Below are 17,118 nucleotides of genomic sequence, written 5' to 3' on the forward strand. Positions count from 1 at the left end.
GAATATGACCATCGCAGATATCCGGAACACGACGGACGCCAAGATGAACCAATCGCTGGCGGCGTTCCAGCACAACCTGACCAAGATCCGTACGGGGCGTGCCAATCCGCAGTTGCTCGATTCCATCCACGTCGACTACTACGGCACGAGTGTGCCGCTGTCGCAGGTGGCCAATGTTTCGCTGATCGATTCCCGGACGATCAGCGTCCAGCCCTGGGAAAAGGGCATGGGCGCAAAGATCGAAAAGGCGATCCGCGAAAGTGACCTGGGCCTCAACCCCGCATCGATGGGCGATCTGATCCGCGTGCCGATGCCGCCCATGAGCGAGGAGCGCCGCAAGGAAATGACCAAGCTCGTTCGCAACGAGGGCGAAGCCGCCAAGATCGCGACGCGCAACCTGCGCCGTGACGCCAACGATGCGATCAAGAAGCTGGTCAAGGACAAGCTGGCCTCCGAAGACGACCAGAAGCGCGCCGAGGCCGAGATCCAGAAGGTGACCGATCGCCACATCGCGGAAATCGACCGCCTCGTGGTTGCGAAGGAAGCCGAGATCATGGCGGTCTGACGATGAGCGCAGCGCCCGCCGTTCCCCATCACATTGCGATCGTCATGGACGGGAACGGCCGTTGGGCGACACGTCGCTTCCTGCCGCGCGTCGCTGGGCACAAGCAGGGCGTCGAGTCCTTGCGCCGGTGCGTGAAGGCGTGCGTTGCCCGCGGGGTCTCGGTGCTCACCGTCTTCGCGTTCTCGTCGGAAAACTGGAATCGCCCGGTCGAAGAGGTTTCGGGACTGATGGACCTGATGGTCGTGGCCCTCGGGCGGGAGGTGCCCAGGCTCGTGCAGGATGGCGTCCGGCTGCACTTCGTCGGCGAGCGCGGTGGCTTGTCCGAGAAGATCGCGGCAGGCCTCGGTGCAGGCGGAGGCCGCCACGGCGCACAACACGCGCCTTGTCCTCAATGTGTGCTTCAACTACGGCGGGCGATGGGATATCGCGCGCGCCGCGGCACAGCTGGCTGCCCGGGGCGAAGCGCTCACCGAGGCCAACCTCGATGCGGCCATGGCCCTGTCGCACGTTCCCGATCCCGACCTGTTCATCCGCACGGGCGGCGAGCAACGCCTTTCGAATTTCCTGCTCTGGCAAAGCGCCTACGCCGAGCTGTTCTTCAGCGATCGCCTGTGGCCCGAGTTCGATGAGGCCGCGCTGGACGAGGCCATCGCTGCTTTCCAGAAACGCGAGCGACGCTTCGGCCAGACCTCCGCACAGGTTCGGGTAGCAGCACGTCCTGACCAGCGAGCCGCTTGAGCGCATGCTCAGACAACGCATCATCACCGCGGTTGTCCTGCTGGCGATCCTGCTGCCTGCGCTCTTCTATCCGTCCCACGTCCCGTTTGCCTGCGTGATGCTGGTGCTCATCGCCGCCGCCGGCTGGGAATGGGGGCGACTCAATGGCTACGGTTCGCGCGTCTCGCTGTTTCTCGGCGCCGAGATTGCCGTGCTTTGTGCGCTCTCGTGGTGGCTGGGGTTGCTCGAGAGCTCCTTGCTTGCGGTGTGGGTCGTGGCCAGTGCCGGGTGGGTGCTCGGGGGCGCGGCGTTGCTGCGCGCCGCGGTGCCGGGATGGCCGCGCATTCCGAGAGGACTGCGCCTCGTCGGCGGACAGCTGGCGCTCTGGGTGGCATGGCTGGCGGCAGTGCAGGCGCGGGTCGTCGGGATCAACTTTCTTCTTTCCATCCTGGTGCTGGTCTGGGTGGCGGACGTCTTCGCGTATTTCTCGGGCCGGGCGTTCGGTCTCAAGTTCACGCGAAACAAGCTTGCGCCGACCATCAGTCCCGGAAAGAGCTGGGAAGGTGTCTGGGGCGGCATGGCCGGCGTGGTCATTCTTGCCCTGGCCTGGGCCTGGAGCGATTCGGCCCTTCAGTCCAGCGTCGCGAGCCTGTACACCCGTCTCGCCCACCGAGGGTGGTGGCTGCTCGTGATCGGCGTAATATTCCTGGCGGCGATGAGCGTGGTCGGGGACTTGGTCGAATCGCTGATCAAGCGCAGTGCCGGCGCCAAGGACAGCAGCGGCTTGCTGCCGGGGCACGGTGGCGTACTTGATCGGGTCGACGCGCTGCTTCCGACGCTGCCCATTGCAATGATGTTGGCTTTCCTGTGAACACAACCAAACAGCGCGTCACGGTGCTTGGATCGACGGGGTCCGTCGGCGTGAGCACCCTCGATGTCATCGCCCGCCATCCCGACCGTTTCGAGGTCTTGGCACTCTCCGCGGCCACGAAGGTCGACGAGATGCTCGCGCAATGCGCACGCTTTTCGCCCAGGTTCGCCGTGATGGCGAGCACGCCGCACGCGGAGCTGCTCGCCGAAAAGCTGGCCCGGAACGGTCTGCCGACGCGCGTTCTGATGGGCGCCGGCGCCCTCGAATCCATCGCCTCGCACGAGGAAACCGATGTGGTGATGGCTGCCATCGTCGGTGCGGCCGGCCTGGGTCCTTGCCTGGCTGCCGCCCGTGCCGGCAAGCGTCTGCTGCTCGCGAACAAGGAGGCATTGGTGGTCGGCGGCGACCTGTTCATGAACACGGTGCGCGCTGGCGGCGCGACCCTGCTGCCCATCGACAGCGAGCACTCGGCGATCTTCCAGTCGCTTCCGGAGGACCCGTCGACCTGGGCGCGGCGGATCGACAAGATCATCCTCACCGCGTCCGGCGGGCCATTCCGCACCCGCTTGCCCGCGTCGCTGACGAGCGTGACGCCGGAGGAGGCGTGCGCCCATCCCAACTGGGTGATGGGCCGCAAGATTTCGGTGGACTCCGCGACCATGATGAACAAGGCGCTCGAGGTCATCGAGGCCCGCCATCTGTTCGGTGTGCAGCCGGAGCAGATCGAGGTGGTGATCCATCCGCAGAGCGTGGTGCACTCGATGGTCCAGTTCACCGATTCGTCCGTGATTGCGCAACTGGGCACGCCCGACATGCGCGTGCCCATCGCGGTGGGACTCTCATGGCCCGAACGGATCGAGAGTGGCGCGAGCCGGCTCGATTTTCGCCAGATGGCCGCGCTTACCTTCGACTCCCCCAACGCGGAACTCTTTCCCGGGCTCGAACTCGCCTGGCAGGCATTGCGCGCTGCGCCCGGAACCACGGCGGTCCTGAACGCAGCCAACGAAGTCGCCGTCGAGGCATTCCTCGATCGCAGGTTGCGCTTCGACCGGATCCACGCGGTCAACATGGAAACTTTGGAGGTGGTGCATCCCTCCAAGCCGCAGTCGCTCGGGGACCTTCTTGCGCTCGACGCGACCGCCCGAGCCGCGGCCAACGCTGCTGCGCTGCGTTTCGCGGCCTGACGTCATCCAATTTCAGGGACACCCGATGCTCACAGTCGTCGCCTTCATCGTTGCACTGGGCCTCTTGATCGCGGTGCACGAATACGGTCACTACCGCGTGGCCGTCGCCTGCGGCGTGAAGGTGCTGCGGTTCTCGATCGGTTTCGGACCGACCCTCTATCGTTGGAAGCCGAAGCGCCAGCATCCGGGGCAGGACACCGAGTTCGTCATTGGCGCGTTCCCGATCGGCGGCTATGTCAAGATGCTCGACGAGCGTGAAGCCCCGGTTGCGCCCGAGGAGCGGCATCGCGCGTTCAACACGCAGCCTCTGCGTGCCCGCGCTGCGATCGTCGCTGCCGGCCCGTTGGCCAACCTGCTGCTGGCGGTGTTTCTGTACACGCTGGTCAACTGGATCGGCGTGCAGGAGCCGGTCGCGAAGCTCGCGCGACCGGCCGTGGCGTCCCTCGCGGAGACAGCCGGTCTGCGCGGTGGCGAGCATGTCACGCGAGCGGGCTTCGATGGCGACCTGGAAAGCGTCCGGTCCTTCGAGGATCTGCGCTGGCGCATCACGCGAGGCGCGCTCGACCGGCGCGACCTGACGCTGGAGATCGCAGGCGAGGGCGGACGTCCCGCGCGGGAACTCGTGCTGCCCCTGAGCCGCGTCGAGGCCAAGGATGCCGACGCGCAGATGTTCAGGAAGATCGGCGTCGTCGCGCCGCTGACGCGCCCCGAGATCGGCGAAGTGATGCCGAAGAGTGCGGCCGAGCGTGCCGGTCTGCATGCGGGCGATATCGTGCGCGCCGTCGGTGGCGTTGCGATCGTCGATGGCCAGCAGTTGCGCGAAGTCATTCGCGCGTCGGTCGACGGCAATCAACCGCGCAGCCAGACCTGGCAGATCGAGCGCCGTGGGCAGCTGGTCAGGATCGACGTCGTGCCCGAAGTGCGCGATGAGGGCGCCACGAAGGTCGGCCGCATCGGCGCCTACGTGGGTGCGCCGCCCGAGATGGTTCTGGTCAGGCAGGGCGTGGTGGAGGGATTCCGGAACGGTGTTGTCCGCACCTGGGAGGTCTCGGCGCTGACGGTGCGCATGATGGCCAAGATGGTTGTCGGCGAAGCGTCGCTCAAGAACCTGAGCGGCCCCCTGACGATCGCCGACTACGCCGGAAAATCCGCAAGCCTCGGATTGACTCAGTACCTGGTCTTTCTCGCTCTGATCAGCGTGAGTCTCGGCGTGCTGAACCTGATGCCGTTGCCGGTCCTCGATGGAGGACACCTGATGTATTATCTTTGGGAGGGCCTGACCGGCAGGGGAGTCTCCGACGCATGGATGGAACGGCTTCAACGCGGTGGTGTCGCGTTGCTGCTGGTCATGATGTCGATCGCACTCTTCAACGACGTCACGCGGCTCTTTGGTTAACTATCTGCCAGCCCGTTCCGCGCTGGCTCAATTTCACAGATGAACAAATCATTCAGTCGCTTTCGCCTGCGCAGCGTAGCCGCAGTTGTGGCCAGCGCGATTGCCGCCACCGCGGCCTGGGCGGTCGAACCATTCACGGTTCGCGACATTCGGGTCGAAGGACTTCAGCGTGTGGAGCCTGGGACCATCTTCGCCTCGCTGCCGTTTCGCGTAGGCGATCAGTACAACGACGACCGTGGTTCCGCGGCCATCCGCGCGTTGTTCGATCTTGGTTTGTTCAAGGATGTGCGTATCGACGTCAACGGCGACGTCCTGGTCGTGATCGTGGAAGAGCGGCCGACCATCGCGGATGTCGACTTCGTCGGCACGAAGGAATTCGACAAGGCAGCGCTGCAGAAGGCGCTGCGCGAAGTGGGCCTGGCGGAAGGCCGGCCTTTCGACAAGGCATTGGCCGATCGCGCCGAACAGGAGCTCAAGCGCCAGTACGTGAGCCGCAGTCTTTACAACGCGCAGGTCGTCACGACGGTGACGCCGATCGAACGCAATCGCGTCAATCTGACCTTCACGGTGACCGAGGGGAGTCCGCGCGCATCCGTGAAGTGCGCATCGTGGGCAACAAGGATTTCAGCGAGTCGACGCTGCTCAGTCTGTTCGATCAGGACAGCGGCGGCTGGTTGAGCTGGTACACCAAGTCCAACCAGTATTCACGAGCCAAGCTCAACGCCGACCTCGAAACGCTGCGTTCCTACTACCTGACGCGCGGCTATCTCGAGTTCCACATCGATTCGACCCAGGTCGCCATTTCGCCGGACCGCCAGGACCTTTCCGTCACGGTGAACGTCACCGAAGGCCAGAAGTTCGTGGTCTCGGGTGTCAAGCTGTCCGGCAACTTCCTCGGCCGTGAAGACGAGTTCAAATCGCTCGTGACGATCCAGCCGGGTGAGCCCTACAACGGCGAACAGGTCAACGAGACGATCAAGGCCTTCTCCGACTATTTCGCTTCCTTCGGCTACGCCTTCGCGCGCGTGCAGGCGGAGCCGGAGATCGACCGCGTCAACAACCGCGTCGCGCTGACCCTGAATGCCGACCCGGGCCGCCGGGTCTACGTTCGCCGCATCACGATCGGCGGTAACAATCGCACTCGGGACGAAGTCATCCGTCGGGAGTTCCGGCAGTTCGAAGCATCCTGGTACGACGGCGACAGGATCAAGCTGTCCCGCGACCGCGTCGACCGTCTGGGCTTCTTCACCGAAGTCAACGTCGATACCCAGGAAGTGGCGGGCTCGCCGGATCAGGTAGACCTTGTGATCAACGTGGCGGAGAAGCCGACTGGCACGCTGCAACTGGGCGCCGGCTTCTCGACGGCGGACAAGGTCTCCCTGACCTTCGGCATCTCCCAGGAGAACGTCTTCGGCTCCGGCAACTATCTCGGCGTTCAGGTCAACACCAGCAAGTACAACCGCACACTGTCGTTGACGACCGTCGATCCCTACTTCACGAAGGACGGGATTTCCCGCTCGATCAGTCTGTACAGCACCACGACCCGGCCGTACTACACGGTCGACGGCGACTACAAGCTGGTCAACGAGGGCGGCAACATTCGCTTCGGCGTTCCGTTCAGCGAAGTCGACACGGTCTACTTTGGTGTCGGCCTGGAGCGCTACCGCTTCGACCCGGGTAGCAAGGTCGCTGCCTTGACCCCGCAGTCTTATCGCGATTACTTCGGGTGCACCACGGGTCTGGACGGTCTTGTGATCATCTGCCGGGACAACTCGGTTTCCGGTATTCCGCTGACGGTCGGCTGGTCGCGGGATGACCGTGACAGTGCCTTGGTGCCGAGCCGCGGCCGCCTGCAGCGTGCGAACCTCGAGGTGGGTTCGGGCGGGGACATGAAGTACTACAAGGCCAACTACCAGTACCAGCAGTTCTTCCCGATCAACAAGCAGTACACCTTTGCGATCAATGGCGAGCTCGGCTATGCGGACGCCTATGGCAACAAGGCCTACCCGATCTTCAAGAACTTCTATGCCGGTGGCCTGGGTTCGGTGCGAGGTTTCGAGCAGAACTCTCTGGGTCCGCGCGACCAGCCGATCGCCGGCCAGACCGAGGGTGCTGCTTTGGGCGGCACCAAGAAGGCGATCTTCAACGCCGAGCTGAGCACGCCGTTCCCGGGGGCCGGCAACGACCGCACGCTGCGCCTTTACGGCTTCTTCGACGCGGGTAACGTGTTTGCGGACCGGAACACTTTCTCGACCGATGCGCAATGGGACGCCATCAAGAAGATTCGTGCCTCGGTCGGCTTGGGCATCAGCTGGGTTTCTCCGCTCGGTCCATTGCGACTGGCCTATGCGTTCCCGGTCAAGTATCAGAAGGCCGAGGGAAATCCGCTGGACCCATCGACTTTCATCCCGGAGGATAGAATTCAGCGCTTGCAATTCCAGATCGGAACCTCCTTCTAATGACTGCTTTGCTCCGTGCCGCTGGTGCGCTGTTGCTTCCGGCCCTCATGGCCGTAGGAATGCCAGCGCACGCGCAGGAAACCTTCCGGATCGGGTTTGTCAATCCGGACCGCGTTTTGCGCGAGGCGCTTCCTGCAAAGGCGGCGCAGGCCAAACTGGAATCCGAATTTCTCAAGCGCGAAAAGGACCTGACCGCGCAAGGCGAGGCGCTCAAGGCCGCTTCGGAGAAGTTCGAGCGGGAGGCGCCCACGTTGTCCGAAACGCAGCGCATTGCCCGTCAGCGCGCGCTGGTCGAGCAGGATCGCGACTTTCAGCGCCGTCGCCGCGAGTTTCAGGAAGACCTGAACGCGCGCAAGAACGAAGAGCTCCAGCAGGTCTATGAGCGCGCGAATCGCGTGGTCAAGCAGGTCGCCGAGGCCGAGAAGTACGACGCCATCCTGCAGGAGGCGATCTACATCAATCCCAAGCACGACATCACCGAAAAGGTGATCAAGGCGCTGAACGCAACAACTACCAACGGCGGCAAGTAGCGCCTCATCTCGGTGTGGCAATCCGGCTAGGCGAAATCGTTGATGCGCTCGGGGGCGAGCTTGATGGCGATCGGGAGCTCTCCATCGCGCGCCTGGCGCCGCTATCGACGGCTCAGGCTGACGCCATCAGCTTCCTGAGCAATCCCAAATACCGCAAGGAACTCGCCGCCTCGAAGGCAGGGTGCGTGATCGTTGCGCCGTCCATGCGCGAAGCGGCGGCTGAGCGGGGTGCGTTCATCGTTGCGCCCGACCCGTACCTGTACTTCGCCCGCCTGACGCAGCTTTGGCGGAAGGCCCATGCCAGGCCGGACGCCGTGCGGATCCACCCGACGGCGGTCATCGATCCCGACGCCACGATCGATCCGAGCGCTCGCATCGGCGCGCTGTGCGTGATCGAGCGCGGCGCGCGCATCGGCGCGGAAACCGTCCTGAAGTCCCGGGTGACCGTGAGCGAGGATTGCGTCATCGGCGAGCGCTGCCTTCTGCATCCAGGTGTCGTGATCGGCGCGGACGGATTCGGACTCGCGCCGCATGAAGGCGCCTGGGTCAAGATCGAGCAGCTCGGCGCCGTTCGCATCGGTAACGACGTGGAGATCGGCGCGAACACCTGCATCGACCGGGGTGCGCTCGAAGACACCGTGATCGAGGACGGGGTCAAGCTCGACAACCTGATCCAGATCGGCCACAACGTGCACATCGGCAAGCACACGGCCATGGCCGGCTGCGCCGCTGTCGCGGGAAGCGCCACGATCGGCGCCTATTGCACGTTCGGAGGGCGCGCAGGCGTCCTCGGGCATCTGACCATCGCCGATCACGTGCATGTCTCCTCGAACTCGCTGGTGACGCGATCCATCCACAAGCCGGGCCACTACACCGGCGTGTTTCCCATCGACGACAATGCCGCCTGGGAAAAGAATGCAGCCACGCTCAAGCAACTGCACAGTCTGCGCGAGCGCCTCAAGGCGCTGGAAAAAATGACGATGCAGGACAAGAAATCATGACGCTCGATATCCATCAAATCCTCAAGCTGCTTCCTCACCGCTACCCGTTCCTGCTTGTGGACCGCGTGATCGATATGGAGAAGGGCAAGCGCATCACGGCGATAAAGAACGTGACCATGAACGAGCCGTTCTTCAATGGCCATTTCCCGCACCGGCCGGTGATGCCGGGCGTGCTGATGCTCGAGGCGATGGCGCAGGCGGCGGCGCTGCTTTCGTTCCGCTCGCTCGACATCGTTCCGGACGACAACACGATCTACTACTTCGCGGCGATCGACGGCGCGCGCTTCAAGCGTCCCGTGGAGCCCGGCGACCAGCTGACGCTGGAAGTCGAGATCGAGCGCATGAAGGCCGGCATCTCGAAGTTCAAGGGCCGCGCGTCCGTCGGCGCCGAATTGGCGTGCGAGGCCACCCTGATGTGCGCCATGCGGCAGATCAATTGAGCCTGCGCCGCGCATGACTCTGATTCATCCCACGGCCATCGTCGACCCCGCTGCGCAACTGGATCCCACTGTCAGCGTCGGGCCCTATGCGGTGATCGGGCCGCAGGTGCGCGTGGGTGCCGCAACGACGATCGGCGCGCACTGCGTGATCGAGGGCCGCACCACCATCGGCCGCGACAACCGGATATTCCAGTTCGCTTCACTTGGCGCGATTCCGCAGGACAAGAAATACGCCGGCGAGCCGACCGAGCTCGTGATCGGCGATCGCAACACCATCCGCGAGTTCTGCACCTTCAATCTCGGCACCGCCCAGGATGCCGGCGTCACGCGGGTGGGCGACGACAACTGGATCATGGCGTACGTGCACATCGCACACGATTGCCAGCTCGGCAGCCAGATCACGATGGCGAACAACGTGACGCTGGCGGGCCACGTCCATGTCGAGGACTGGGCGACCGTGGGCGGCCTCACCGGCGTGCTTCAGCGCATGCGCATAGGCGCCCATGCAATGGTCGGCTTCGCGAGCCACGTCAACAAGGATGTCCCGCCCTACTTGGTGGTCGACGGCAGTCCGCTCGTCGTGCGTGGCGTCAATCTCGTCGGCCTCCGGCGCCGTGATTTCTCGGCCGAGCGCATCGCCGCGATCCGCGACATGCACAAGCTGCTCTACCGCCAGGGCAAGACGCTCGACGAGGCGCGCGAGGGGATCGCCGCGCTCTTGGCCGAGATGCCCGGCGCAGCGGAAGACATCGCCCGGATGGACGCTTTCCTGGGCAGTGCCGCGAGCGGCATCGCTCGCTGAGCTTCGATGACGATCGAAGCTGCAACGCGACAGTTCGCGCTGGTCGCAGGAGAAGCATCGGGCGATCTGCTCGCCGGGCTGCTCCTCGACGGCTTGCAGGCGCGCTGGCCCGGCCTGAAGGCGGTCGGGATCGGTGGCCCGCAGATGCTCTCGCGCGGCTTCGAGACCTGGTGGCCCCAGGAGAGGCTCGCAGTTCGCGGCTACATCGAAGTCCTGCGGCACTACGCCGAGATCGCCGGCATTCGCCGCCAGCTCAAGGCTCGGCTCCAGGTCGAGCGACCGGACATCTTCATCGGCGTCGATGCGCCGGATTTCAACCTGGATCTCGAGGCCGGCTTGCGTGCCAGCGGCATCAAAACGGCGCACTTCGTCTGTCCCTCGATCTGGGCATGGCGGCCCGAGCGCGTGGTGAAGTTGCGCGCCGCTGCCGATCACGTTCTCTGCATCTTCCCGTTCGAGCCTGAACTGCTTGCCAAGCACGGCATAGCAGCCACCTACGTCGGTCATCCGCTCGCCAAAGTCATCCCGATGACGCCCGATCGCGCGGCGGCCCGCGCTTCGCTCGGCCTGGCGGCCGATGCGGCCGTGGTGGCCTTGCTGCCAGGAAGCCGCCGCTCGGAGATTCGCCACATCGCGCCCCGATTCTTTGCTGCCGCGGCACTCATGCGCAAGGCTCGACCGTCGTTGCAGTTCATCGTTCCGGTCCTGGCGACGCTGCGGGCGGAGGTCGAGCAGCTGTTGCAGGCCTCCGGGATGGCGGGGCAGGTGACGCTGCTCAACGGTCAGTCCCATGCGGCGCTGGCCGCCTGTGACGTGACCTTGATCGCAAGCGGTACTGCCACGCTCGAGGCTGCGCTCTTCAAGCGGCCGATGGTGATCTCCTATCACATGAATTCGCTGACCTGGAACCTGATCATGCGGCACAAGCAGCTTCAGCCTTGGGTCGGCCTGCCCAATATCCTTGCGGGCGAGTTCCTCGTGCCTGAGGTGCTCCAGGAGCGTGCGACGCCGCAGGCGTTGGCCGAGGCGACGCTTGAATGGCTCGACGAACCCGACAGGGTTCACGCCCTGCAACAACGTTTTTGCGCGCTGCATAGCGAATTGCTGTGCGATACGCCGACACTGTGCGCTGATGCGATCCAGAAAGTTCTTGAAGGCTGAGCAGGCCACGCTGGCCTGGGACGCGCCGGGCCTGGTGGCCGGCGTCGACGAGGCAGGGCGCGGCCCATTGGCGGGGCCGGTCGTTGCCGCGGCCGTGATCCTTGATGACCAGCGCCCGATCCGCGGCCTCGCGGATTCGAAGACCTTGACCGCCCTGCAGCGCGAAAAGCTGAACGACCAGATCCTGGCCAGGGCGCTGTGCTGCTCGATCGCGCAGGCGAGCGTCGAAGAGATCGACACGCACAACATCCTGCAGGCGACCATGCTCGCGATGCGCCGGGCGGTCGAAGGCCTGCGGCTCAAGCCGGCCAAGGTGCTGGTGGACGGCAACCGGCTCCCGAGGCTCGACGTGCTGGCGGAGGCCGTGGTCAAGGGCGACGCGCGCATCAAGGCGATCTCGGCGGCTTCGATCCTCGCAAAGGTCCACCGCGACCGGCTCTGCGAGCGCCTACACGCGGAGTTTCCGCACTACGGCTTTGCCGGCCACAAGGGTTACGGTACGCCGGAGCACCTCGAGGCGCTCGCGCGCCACGGCGCGTGCGTGCATCACCGGCGATCGTTCAGTCCGGTGGCGGCGGTGCTGGCGCGCGATTCGGCCGAGGCGGCGGGCATCCAGGGGGGCGGCGGCGTCCCGGTGGAGGCGACCGGCGCCCTGATCCGGTTGGCGACATGACATCCGAGCCCAGCCACATCACGTCGCGCGACAACGCACTGCTCAAGGAACTGCGCAAGCTTTCGCACGAGCCCGGCGCCTACCGGAAGGCCGGTCGGGTCTGGCTCGAGGGCGACCATCTCTGCAGGGCCGCCCGCGAGCGGGGCGTTCGCGCCGCGGTTGCGGTGTTCACGGAATCGAGCTGGCCGGCGGCCCGGGCCGAGTGGTCCGGGGCGGCCGACAAGACCGTCGTCATCGCCGACGCGCTGATGGCCGGCATCAGCGGACTGGAATCCCCGGCGCCGATGGGGTTCGTGCTCGATCTGCCGTCGCGTCCATCGGTCGAATCCCATGCGCCCAGCGTGGTTCTCGACCGCCTCCAGGACGCCGGAAACGTCGGCTCCATCCTCCGCAGCGCGGCGGCGTTCGGATTCAGGCAGGTGATCGCCCTGAAGGGCAGCGCTGCGCTGTGGTCGCCGAAGGTGCTGCGCGCCGGAATGGGGGCGCATTTCGGTCTGAGGCTCGTCGAAGGCGTGGAGATCGCCGCGCTGGACGCCCTTTCGGTGCCTTTTGTCGCCACGAGCTCGCACCGGGGCGACTGGCTGCACCGGGCCGAATTGCCGTATCCGTGCGCCTGGCTGATGGGGCACGAAGGGCAGGGCGTTTCGGCCGAGCTCGAGGCGCGGGCCACTCGCCACATCCGGATCGCGCAGCCGGGCGGCGAAGAATCGCTGAACGTGGCCGCGGCCGCCGCAATTTGTCTGCATGCAAGCGCGTCCCAGACGAAGTCGTGACCCGGCGCCGGCTATAATCAAGGGCTTTCCCGAACATACCCCGCCCTCAGCGCACGCAAGCCAACTCTTCGACGAAAGTCGCGACCCGCGAGTCAATTCTTGGGTTCGCTTTGGGCGTCATCCATCCGGAGATCCCAGTGCTTTTGTCTCTCAAGGGAAAATTCCCGCCCGCCATCCTGGCGCTTGCAGACGGCACGGTCTTTCTCGGCAACTCGATCGGCGCCACCGGCGCCACAACTGGCGAAGTGGTGTTCAACACCGCCATGACCGGTTATCAGGAAATCCTGACCGACCCGAGCTATTGCCAGCAGATCGTGACGCTCACGTACCCGCACATCGGCAACTACGGCGTCAACGAGGAAGACATCGAGGCCGACAAGATCCATGCCGCAGGTTTGATCATCAAGGATCTGCCTCGCGTCGCCTCGAACTTCCGCAAGACCGCCACGCTGAACGAGTATCTCGTGCGCGGCAACACGGTCGCCATCGCCAACATCGACACCCGCAAGCTCACGCGCCATCTGCGCACCAAGGGCGCCCAGAACGGCTGCGTCCTCGGTCTGTCCGAAGGTGAAACCGTCACCCAGGCACTGATCGACAAGGCCATCGCCGCCGCCAAGGCGGCGCCGAGCATGGCGGGGCTCGACCTCGGCCAAGGTCGTCTCCGTCAAGGAAACCTACGAATGGACCCAGACCGAGTGGAAGCTCGGATCGGGCTACGGCGTGCAGATCACGCCCCGCTTCCACGTCGTCGCGTTCGACTACGGCGTCAAGAAGAACATCCTGCGCATGCTCGCCCAGCGTGGCGCGCGTATCACGGTCGTGCCGGCCCAGACGTCCGCTGCCGACGTGCTGAAGCTGCGTCCGGACGGCATCTTCCTGGCCAACGGCCCGGGTGACCCGGAGCCGTGCGACTACGCCATCGAATCGACGCGCCAGCTGATCGAGACCGGCATTCCGGTGTTCGGCATCTGCCTCGGCCACCAGATCATGGCGCTGGCCTCGGGCGCCAAGACCTTCAAGATGAAGTTCGGCCACCACGGCGCGAACCATCCGGTGAAGGATCTCGACAACGGCCGCGTGAGCATCACCAGCCAGAACCACGGCTTCGCCGTCGACGAGAAGAGCCTGCCGGCCAACCTGCGTCCGACGCACGTGAGCCTGTTCGACAACACGCTGCAGGGCCTGGCGCGCACCGACAAGCCGGCGTTCTGCTTCCAGGGCCATCCGGAGGCCTCGCCCGGCCCGCACGACATCGGCTATCTGTTCGATCGCTTCACGGCACTCATGCAAAGCCACAAAGAGGGACAGAAAAATGCCTAAGCGCACAGATCTCAAGAGCATCCTGATCATCGGCGCCGGCCCGATCATCATTGGTCAGGCCTGCGAGTTCGACTACTCCGGCGTGCAGGCCTGCAAGGCGCTGCGCGAGGAGGGCTACAAGGTCATCCTGATCAACAGCAACCCCGCGACGATCATGACCGACCCGGCCACGGCCGACGTGACCTACATCGAGCCGATCACCTGGCAGACGGTCGAGAAGATCATCGCCAAGGAGCGCCCCGATGCGATCCTGCCGACCATGGGCGGCCAGACCGCGCTGAATTGCGCGCTCGACCTGTGGCGCAACGGCGTGCTCGACAAGTACAAGGTCGAACTGATCGGCGCCACGCCGGAAGCCATCGACAAGGCCGAAGACCGCTTGAAGTTCAAGGACGCGATGACCAAGATCGGCCTGGGCTCGGCGCGTTCGGGCATCGCGCACTCGATGGACGAGGCCTGGGCGGTGCAGAAGAACGTCGGTTTCCCGACCGTCATCCGCCCGAGCTTCACGCTCGGCGGCACGGGCGGCGGCATTGCCTACAACCCGGAAGAGTTCGAAGTCATCTGCAAGCGCGGCCTGGAGGCTTCGCCGACCAACGAACTGCTGATCGAGGAATCGCTGCTCGGCTGGAAAGAGTACGAGATGGAAGTCGTGCGCGACAAGGCCGACAACTGCATCATCGTCTGCTCGATCGAGAACCTCGATCCGATGGGCGTGCACACGGGTGATTCGATCACCGTCGCACCGGCCCAGACGCTGACCGACAAGGAATACCAGATCATGCGCAACGCCTCGCTGGCGGTGCTGCGCGAGATCGGCGTCGACACCGGCGGCTCGAACGTCCAGTTCTCGGTCAATCCGAAGGACGGCCGCATGATCGTCATCGAGATGAACCCGCGTGTCTCGCGTTCGTCCGCACTGGCATCGAAGGCCACCGGCTTCCCGATCGCCAAGGTCGCGGCCAAGCTGGCCGTCGGCTACACGCTCGATGAGCTGCGCAACGAGATCACGGGCGGCGCCACGCCGGCGAGCTTCGAGCCGAGCATCGACTACGTGGTCACCAAGATCCCGCGTTTCGCGTTCGAGAAGTTCCCCCAGGCCGATTCGCGCCTGACGACGCAGATGAAGTCGGTCGGTGAAGTCATGGCCATGGGCCGCACCTTCCAGGAATCGTTCCAGAAGGCGCTGCGCGGCCTCGAGGTCGGCGTCGACGGCCTCAACGAGAAGACGCAGGACCGCGAAGTCCTCGAGAAAGAGCTCGGCGAGCCGGGCCCGGACCGCATCTGGTATGTCGGCGATGCCTTCGCGATGGGGCTGTCCGTCGACGAGGTCCATGCGCTGACGAAGATCGACCCATGGTTCCTCGTGCAGATCGAGGAAATCGTGAAGATCGAACTCGAGCTCGAGACCAAGTCGCTCGACGACATCGACCGCGACACGATGCTCGCGCTGAAGAAGAAGGGCTTCTCCGATCGCCGCCTCGCCCGCCAGCTCAAGACCACTGACACCGCGATCCGAGAGAAGCGCCGTGCACTGGGCGTGCGTCCCGCCTTCAAGCGCGTCGACACCTGTGCCGCGGAGTTCGCCACCAACACCGCCTACATGTATTCGACCTACGAGGACGAGTGCGAAGCCGATCCGACCACCAGGAAGAAGATCATGGTGCTCGGCGGCGGCCCCAACCGCATCGGCCAGGGCATCGAGTTCGACTACTGCTGCGTGCACGCGGCGCTCGCGATGCGCGAGGACGGCTACGAGACCATCATGGTCAACTGCAACCCCGAGACCGTCTCGACCGACTACGACACCAGCGATCGCCTCTACTTCGAGCCGCTGACGCTCGAAGACGTGCTCGAGATCGTCGACAAGGAAAAGCCGACCGGCGTGATCGTCCAGTACGGCGGCCAGACGCCGCTCAAGCTGGCGCTCGATCTCGAAGCGAACGGCGTGCCGATCATCGGCACCTCGCCCGACATGATCGATGCGGCCGAGGACCGCGAGCGCTTCCAGAAACTGCTCCACGAGCTCAAGCTGCGCCAGCCGCCGAACGCCACCGCGCGCACCGAGGCGGAAGCGCTCGAGAAGGCGTCCGAACTGGGCTACCCGCTGGTGGTGCGCCCGAGCTACGTGCTCGGCGGCCGTGCGATGGAAATCGTGCACGAGCAGCGTGACCTCGAGCGCTACATGCGCGAGGCCGTGAAGGTCAGCAACGATTCGCCGGTGCTGCTCGACCGCTTCCTCAACGATGCGATCGAATGCGACGTGGATTGCGTGCGCGATGCCGAGGGCGCGACTTTGATCGGCGGCGTCATGGAGCACATCGAGCAGGCCGGCGTGCACTCGGGCGACTCCGCGTGCTCGCTGCCGCCCTACAGCCTGAGGGCCGAGACCGTCGCCGAACTCAAGCGCCAGAGTGCCGCCATGGCGAAGGCCTTGAACGTGGTCGGCCTCATGAACGTGCAGTTCGCGATCCAGGAAAAGGATGGTCAGGACGTGATCTACGTCCTCGAGGTGAATCCGCGTGCTTCCCGCACCGTGCCCTACGTGAGCAAGGCGACCGGTATCCAGCTGGCCAAGGTGGCTGCGCGCTGCATGGCCGGCCAGTCGCTGGCGTCGCAGGGCGTCACGAAGGAAGTCACGCCGCCTTACTTCAGCGTCAAGGAAGCGGTGTTCCCGTTCGTGAAGTTCCCGGGCGTGGACACCATCCTCGGCCCTGAAATGAAGTCGACTGGCGAAGTCATGGGCGTGGGCAAGACCTTCGGCGAAGCCTTCGTGAAGTCGCAGCTCGGCGCCGGAACGCACCTGCCGAAGTCCGGTCGCGCCTTCATCTCGGTGAAGAACAACGACAAGCCGCGCGCGGTGGAAGTGGCTCGTGGTCTGGCGGCGCTGGGCTTCGAACTCATCGCGACCAAGGGAACGGCGGCGGCGATCAATGCGGCAGGCGTAGTCTGCGCGGTCGTCAACAAGGTGACCGAAGGGCGTCCGCACATCGTCGACATGATCAAGAACAACGAGATCGCGCTGGTCATCAACACGGTGGAAGAGCGCCGCAACGCGATCGCCGACTCGCGTCAGATCCGTACCTCGGCACTGCTGGCGCGCGTCACGACGTTCACGACGATCTTCGGCGCCGAAGCGGCTGTCGAAGGCATGCGTCACATGAACGAGCTCGACGTGATCTCGGTGCAGGAAATGCACGCTCGCCTCGCCGCGGCGTGATTT

12 protein-coding genes and 3 pseudogenes are annotated in these 17,118 nt (G+C 64.9%); all 15 read left to right on the top strand.

From position 1 onward, the window contains the following. The first annotated feature begins 4 nt into the window (after positions 1-4). The 15 genes and pseudogenes from frr to carB all read left to right on the top strand — a co-directional run bounded on the left by frr (position 5) and on the right by carB (position 17,115). Positions 5-565 carry a ribosome recycling factor gene (frr, locus tag ACQ858_RS08930; protein WP_431276349.1) on the top strand — a complete coding sequence of 187 codons (561 nt, stop codon included), beginning with the start codon at positions 5-7 and terminating at the stop codon, positions 563-565. A gap of 2 nt (positions 566-567) precedes the next feature. Continuing rightward, a pseudogene (gene uppS / locus ACQ858_RS08935) lies at positions 568-1,303 on the top strand (polyprenyl diphosphate synthase). Between the two features lie 4 nt (positions 1,304-1,307). Further along, positions 1,308-2,153: a phosphatidate cytidylyltransferase gene (locus ACQ858_RS08940; RefSeq protein WP_431276350.1), complete on the top strand. Its 846-nt coding sequence runs from the start codon at positions 1,308-1,310 to the stop codon at positions 2,151-2,153. Continuing rightward, positions 2,150-3,337, top strand: coding sequence for a 1-deoxy-D-xylulose-5-phosphate reductoisomerase (gene ispC, locus ACQ858_RS08945; protein ID WP_431276351.1), 1,188 nt, complete (start codon positions 2,150-2,152; stop codon positions 3,335-3,337). Before ACQ858_RS08940 ends, ispC begins: the two co-directional genes overlap by 4 nt. 25 nt (positions 3,338-3,362) lie before the next feature. After that, positions 3,363-4,733: an RIP metalloprotease RseP gene (gene rseP / locus ACQ858_RS08950; RefSeq protein WP_431276352.1), complete on the top strand. Its 1,371-nt coding sequence runs from the start codon at positions 3,363-3,365 to the stop codon at positions 4,731-4,733. Positions 4,734-4,772: 39 nt separating this feature from the next. After that, positions 4,773-7,192 (top strand): annotated as a pseudogene (gene bamA / locus ACQ858_RS08955) (outer membrane protein assembly factor BamA). Beyond that, the gene (locus ACQ858_RS08960) at positions 7,192-7,722 is read left to right on the top strand and encodes an OmpH family outer membrane protein (RefSeq protein ID WP_088956825.1); all 531 of its coding nucleotides are present in this window, start codon (positions 7,192-7,194) and stop codon (positions 7,720-7,722) included. The pseudogene bamA and the gene ACQ858_RS08960 overlap by 1 nt, the downstream one beginning before the upstream one ends. 14 nt (positions 7,723-7,736) lie before the next feature. Continuing rightward, positions 7,737-8,723: a UDP-3-O-(3-hydroxymyristoyl)glucosamine N-acyltransferase gene (lpxD, locus tag ACQ858_RS08965; protein ID WP_431276353.1), complete on the top strand. Its 987-nt coding sequence runs from the start codon at positions 7,737-7,739 to the stop codon at positions 8,721-8,723. Further along, positions 8,720-9,163: a 3-hydroxyacyl-ACP dehydratase FabZ gene (fabZ, locus tag ACQ858_RS08970; RefSeq protein ID WP_431276354.1), complete on the top strand. Its 444-nt coding sequence runs from the start codon at positions 8,720-8,722 to the stop codon at positions 9,161-9,163. The genes lpxD and fabZ overlap by 4 nt, the downstream gene beginning before the upstream one ends. Before the next feature lie 13 nt (positions 9,164-9,176). Continuing rightward, on the top strand, positions 9,177-9,965 hold the full coding sequence (lpxA, locus tag ACQ858_RS08975; RefSeq protein ID WP_431276355.1) for an acyl-ACP--UDP-N-acetylglucosamine O-acyltransferase: 789 nt from the start codon (positions 9,177-9,179) through the stop codon (positions 9,963-9,965). Positions 9,966-9,971: 6 nt separating this feature from the next. After that, positions 9,972-11,126, top strand: a complete 1,155-nt coding sequence (gene lpxB, locus ACQ858_RS08980) for a lipid-A-disaccharide synthase (protein ID WP_431276356.1) — start codon at positions 9,972-9,974, stop codon at positions 11,124-11,126. Next, positions 11,098-11,799: a ribonuclease HII gene (gene rnhB / locus ACQ858_RS08985; protein WP_431276357.1), complete on the top strand. Its 702-nt coding sequence runs from the start codon at positions 11,098-11,100 to the stop codon at positions 11,797-11,799. Before lpxB ends, rnhB begins: the two co-directional genes overlap by 29 nt. Further along, positions 11,796-12,572 (top strand): TrmH family RNA methyltransferase, encoded by a 777-nt coding sequence (locus tag ACQ858_RS08990; RefSeq protein WP_431276358.1) that lies wholly within the window; start codon positions 11,796-11,798, stop codon positions 12,570-12,572. Before rnhB ends, ACQ858_RS08990 begins: the two co-directional genes overlap by 4 nt. Positions 12,573-12,709: 137 nt before the next feature. Beyond that, positions 12,710-13,895: pseudogene (carA, locus tag ACQ858_RS08995) on the top strand (glutamine-hydrolyzing carbamoyl-phosphate synthase small subunit). Beyond that, positions 13,888-17,115: a carbamoyl-phosphate synthase large subunit gene (carB, locus tag ACQ858_RS09000; protein ID WP_431276359.1), complete on the top strand. Its 3,228-nt coding sequence runs from the start codon at positions 13,888-13,890 to the stop codon at positions 17,113-17,115. Before carA ends, carB begins: the two are co-directional and overlap by 8 nt. Positions 17,116-17,118 lie beyond the last annotated feature (3 nt).

It is taken from the genome of Variovorax ureilyticus (assembly GCF_050632185.1).
GTDB lineage: Bacteria > Pseudomonadota > Gammaproteobacteria > Burkholderiales > Burkholderiaceae_C > Variovorax > Variovorax ureilyticus_A.

What these genes read in the sequence shown, in the direction of transcription:
- ACQ858_RS08940 (WP_431276350.1), top strand. Translation starts at nt 1,308, where the DNA reads ATGCTCAGACAACGCATCATCACCGCGGTTGTCCTGCTGGCGATCCTG.
- rseP (WP_431276352.1), top strand. Translation starts at nt 3,363, where the DNA reads ATGCTCACAGTCGTCGCCTTCATCGTTGCACTGGGCCTCTTGATCGCG.
- ACQ858_RS08990 (WP_431276358.1), top strand. Translation starts at nt 11,796, where the DNA reads ATGACATCCGAGCCCAGCCACATCACGTCGCGCGACAACGCACTGCTC.
- ACQ858_RS08960 (WP_088956825.1), top strand. Translation starts at nt 7,192, where the DNA reads ATGACTGCTTTGCTCCGTGCCGCTGGTGCGCTGTTGCTTCCGGCCCTC.
- carB (WP_431276359.1), top strand. Translation starts at nt 13,888, where the DNA reads ATGCCTAAGCGCACAGATCTCAAGAGCATCCTGATCATCGGCGCCGGC.
- lpxA (WP_431276355.1), top strand. Translation starts at nt 9,177, where the DNA reads ATGACTCTGATTCATCCCACGGCCATCGTCGACCCCGCTGCGCAACTG.
- frr (WP_431276349.1), top strand. Translation starts at nt 5, where the DNA reads ATGACCATCGCAGATATCCGGAACACGACGGACGCCAAGATGAACCAA.
- fabZ (WP_431276354.1), top strand. Translation starts at nt 8,720, where the DNA reads ATGACGCTCGATATCCATCAAATCCTCAAGCTGCTTCCTCACCGCTAC.
- lpxB (WP_431276356.1), top strand. Translation starts at nt 9,972, where the DNA reads ATGACGATCGAAGCTGCAACGCGACAGTTCGCGCTGGTCGCAGGAGAA.
- rnhB (WP_431276357.1), top strand. Translation starts at nt 11,098, where the DNA reads ATGCGATCCAGAAAGTTCTTGAAGGCTGAGCAGGCCACGCTGGCCTGG.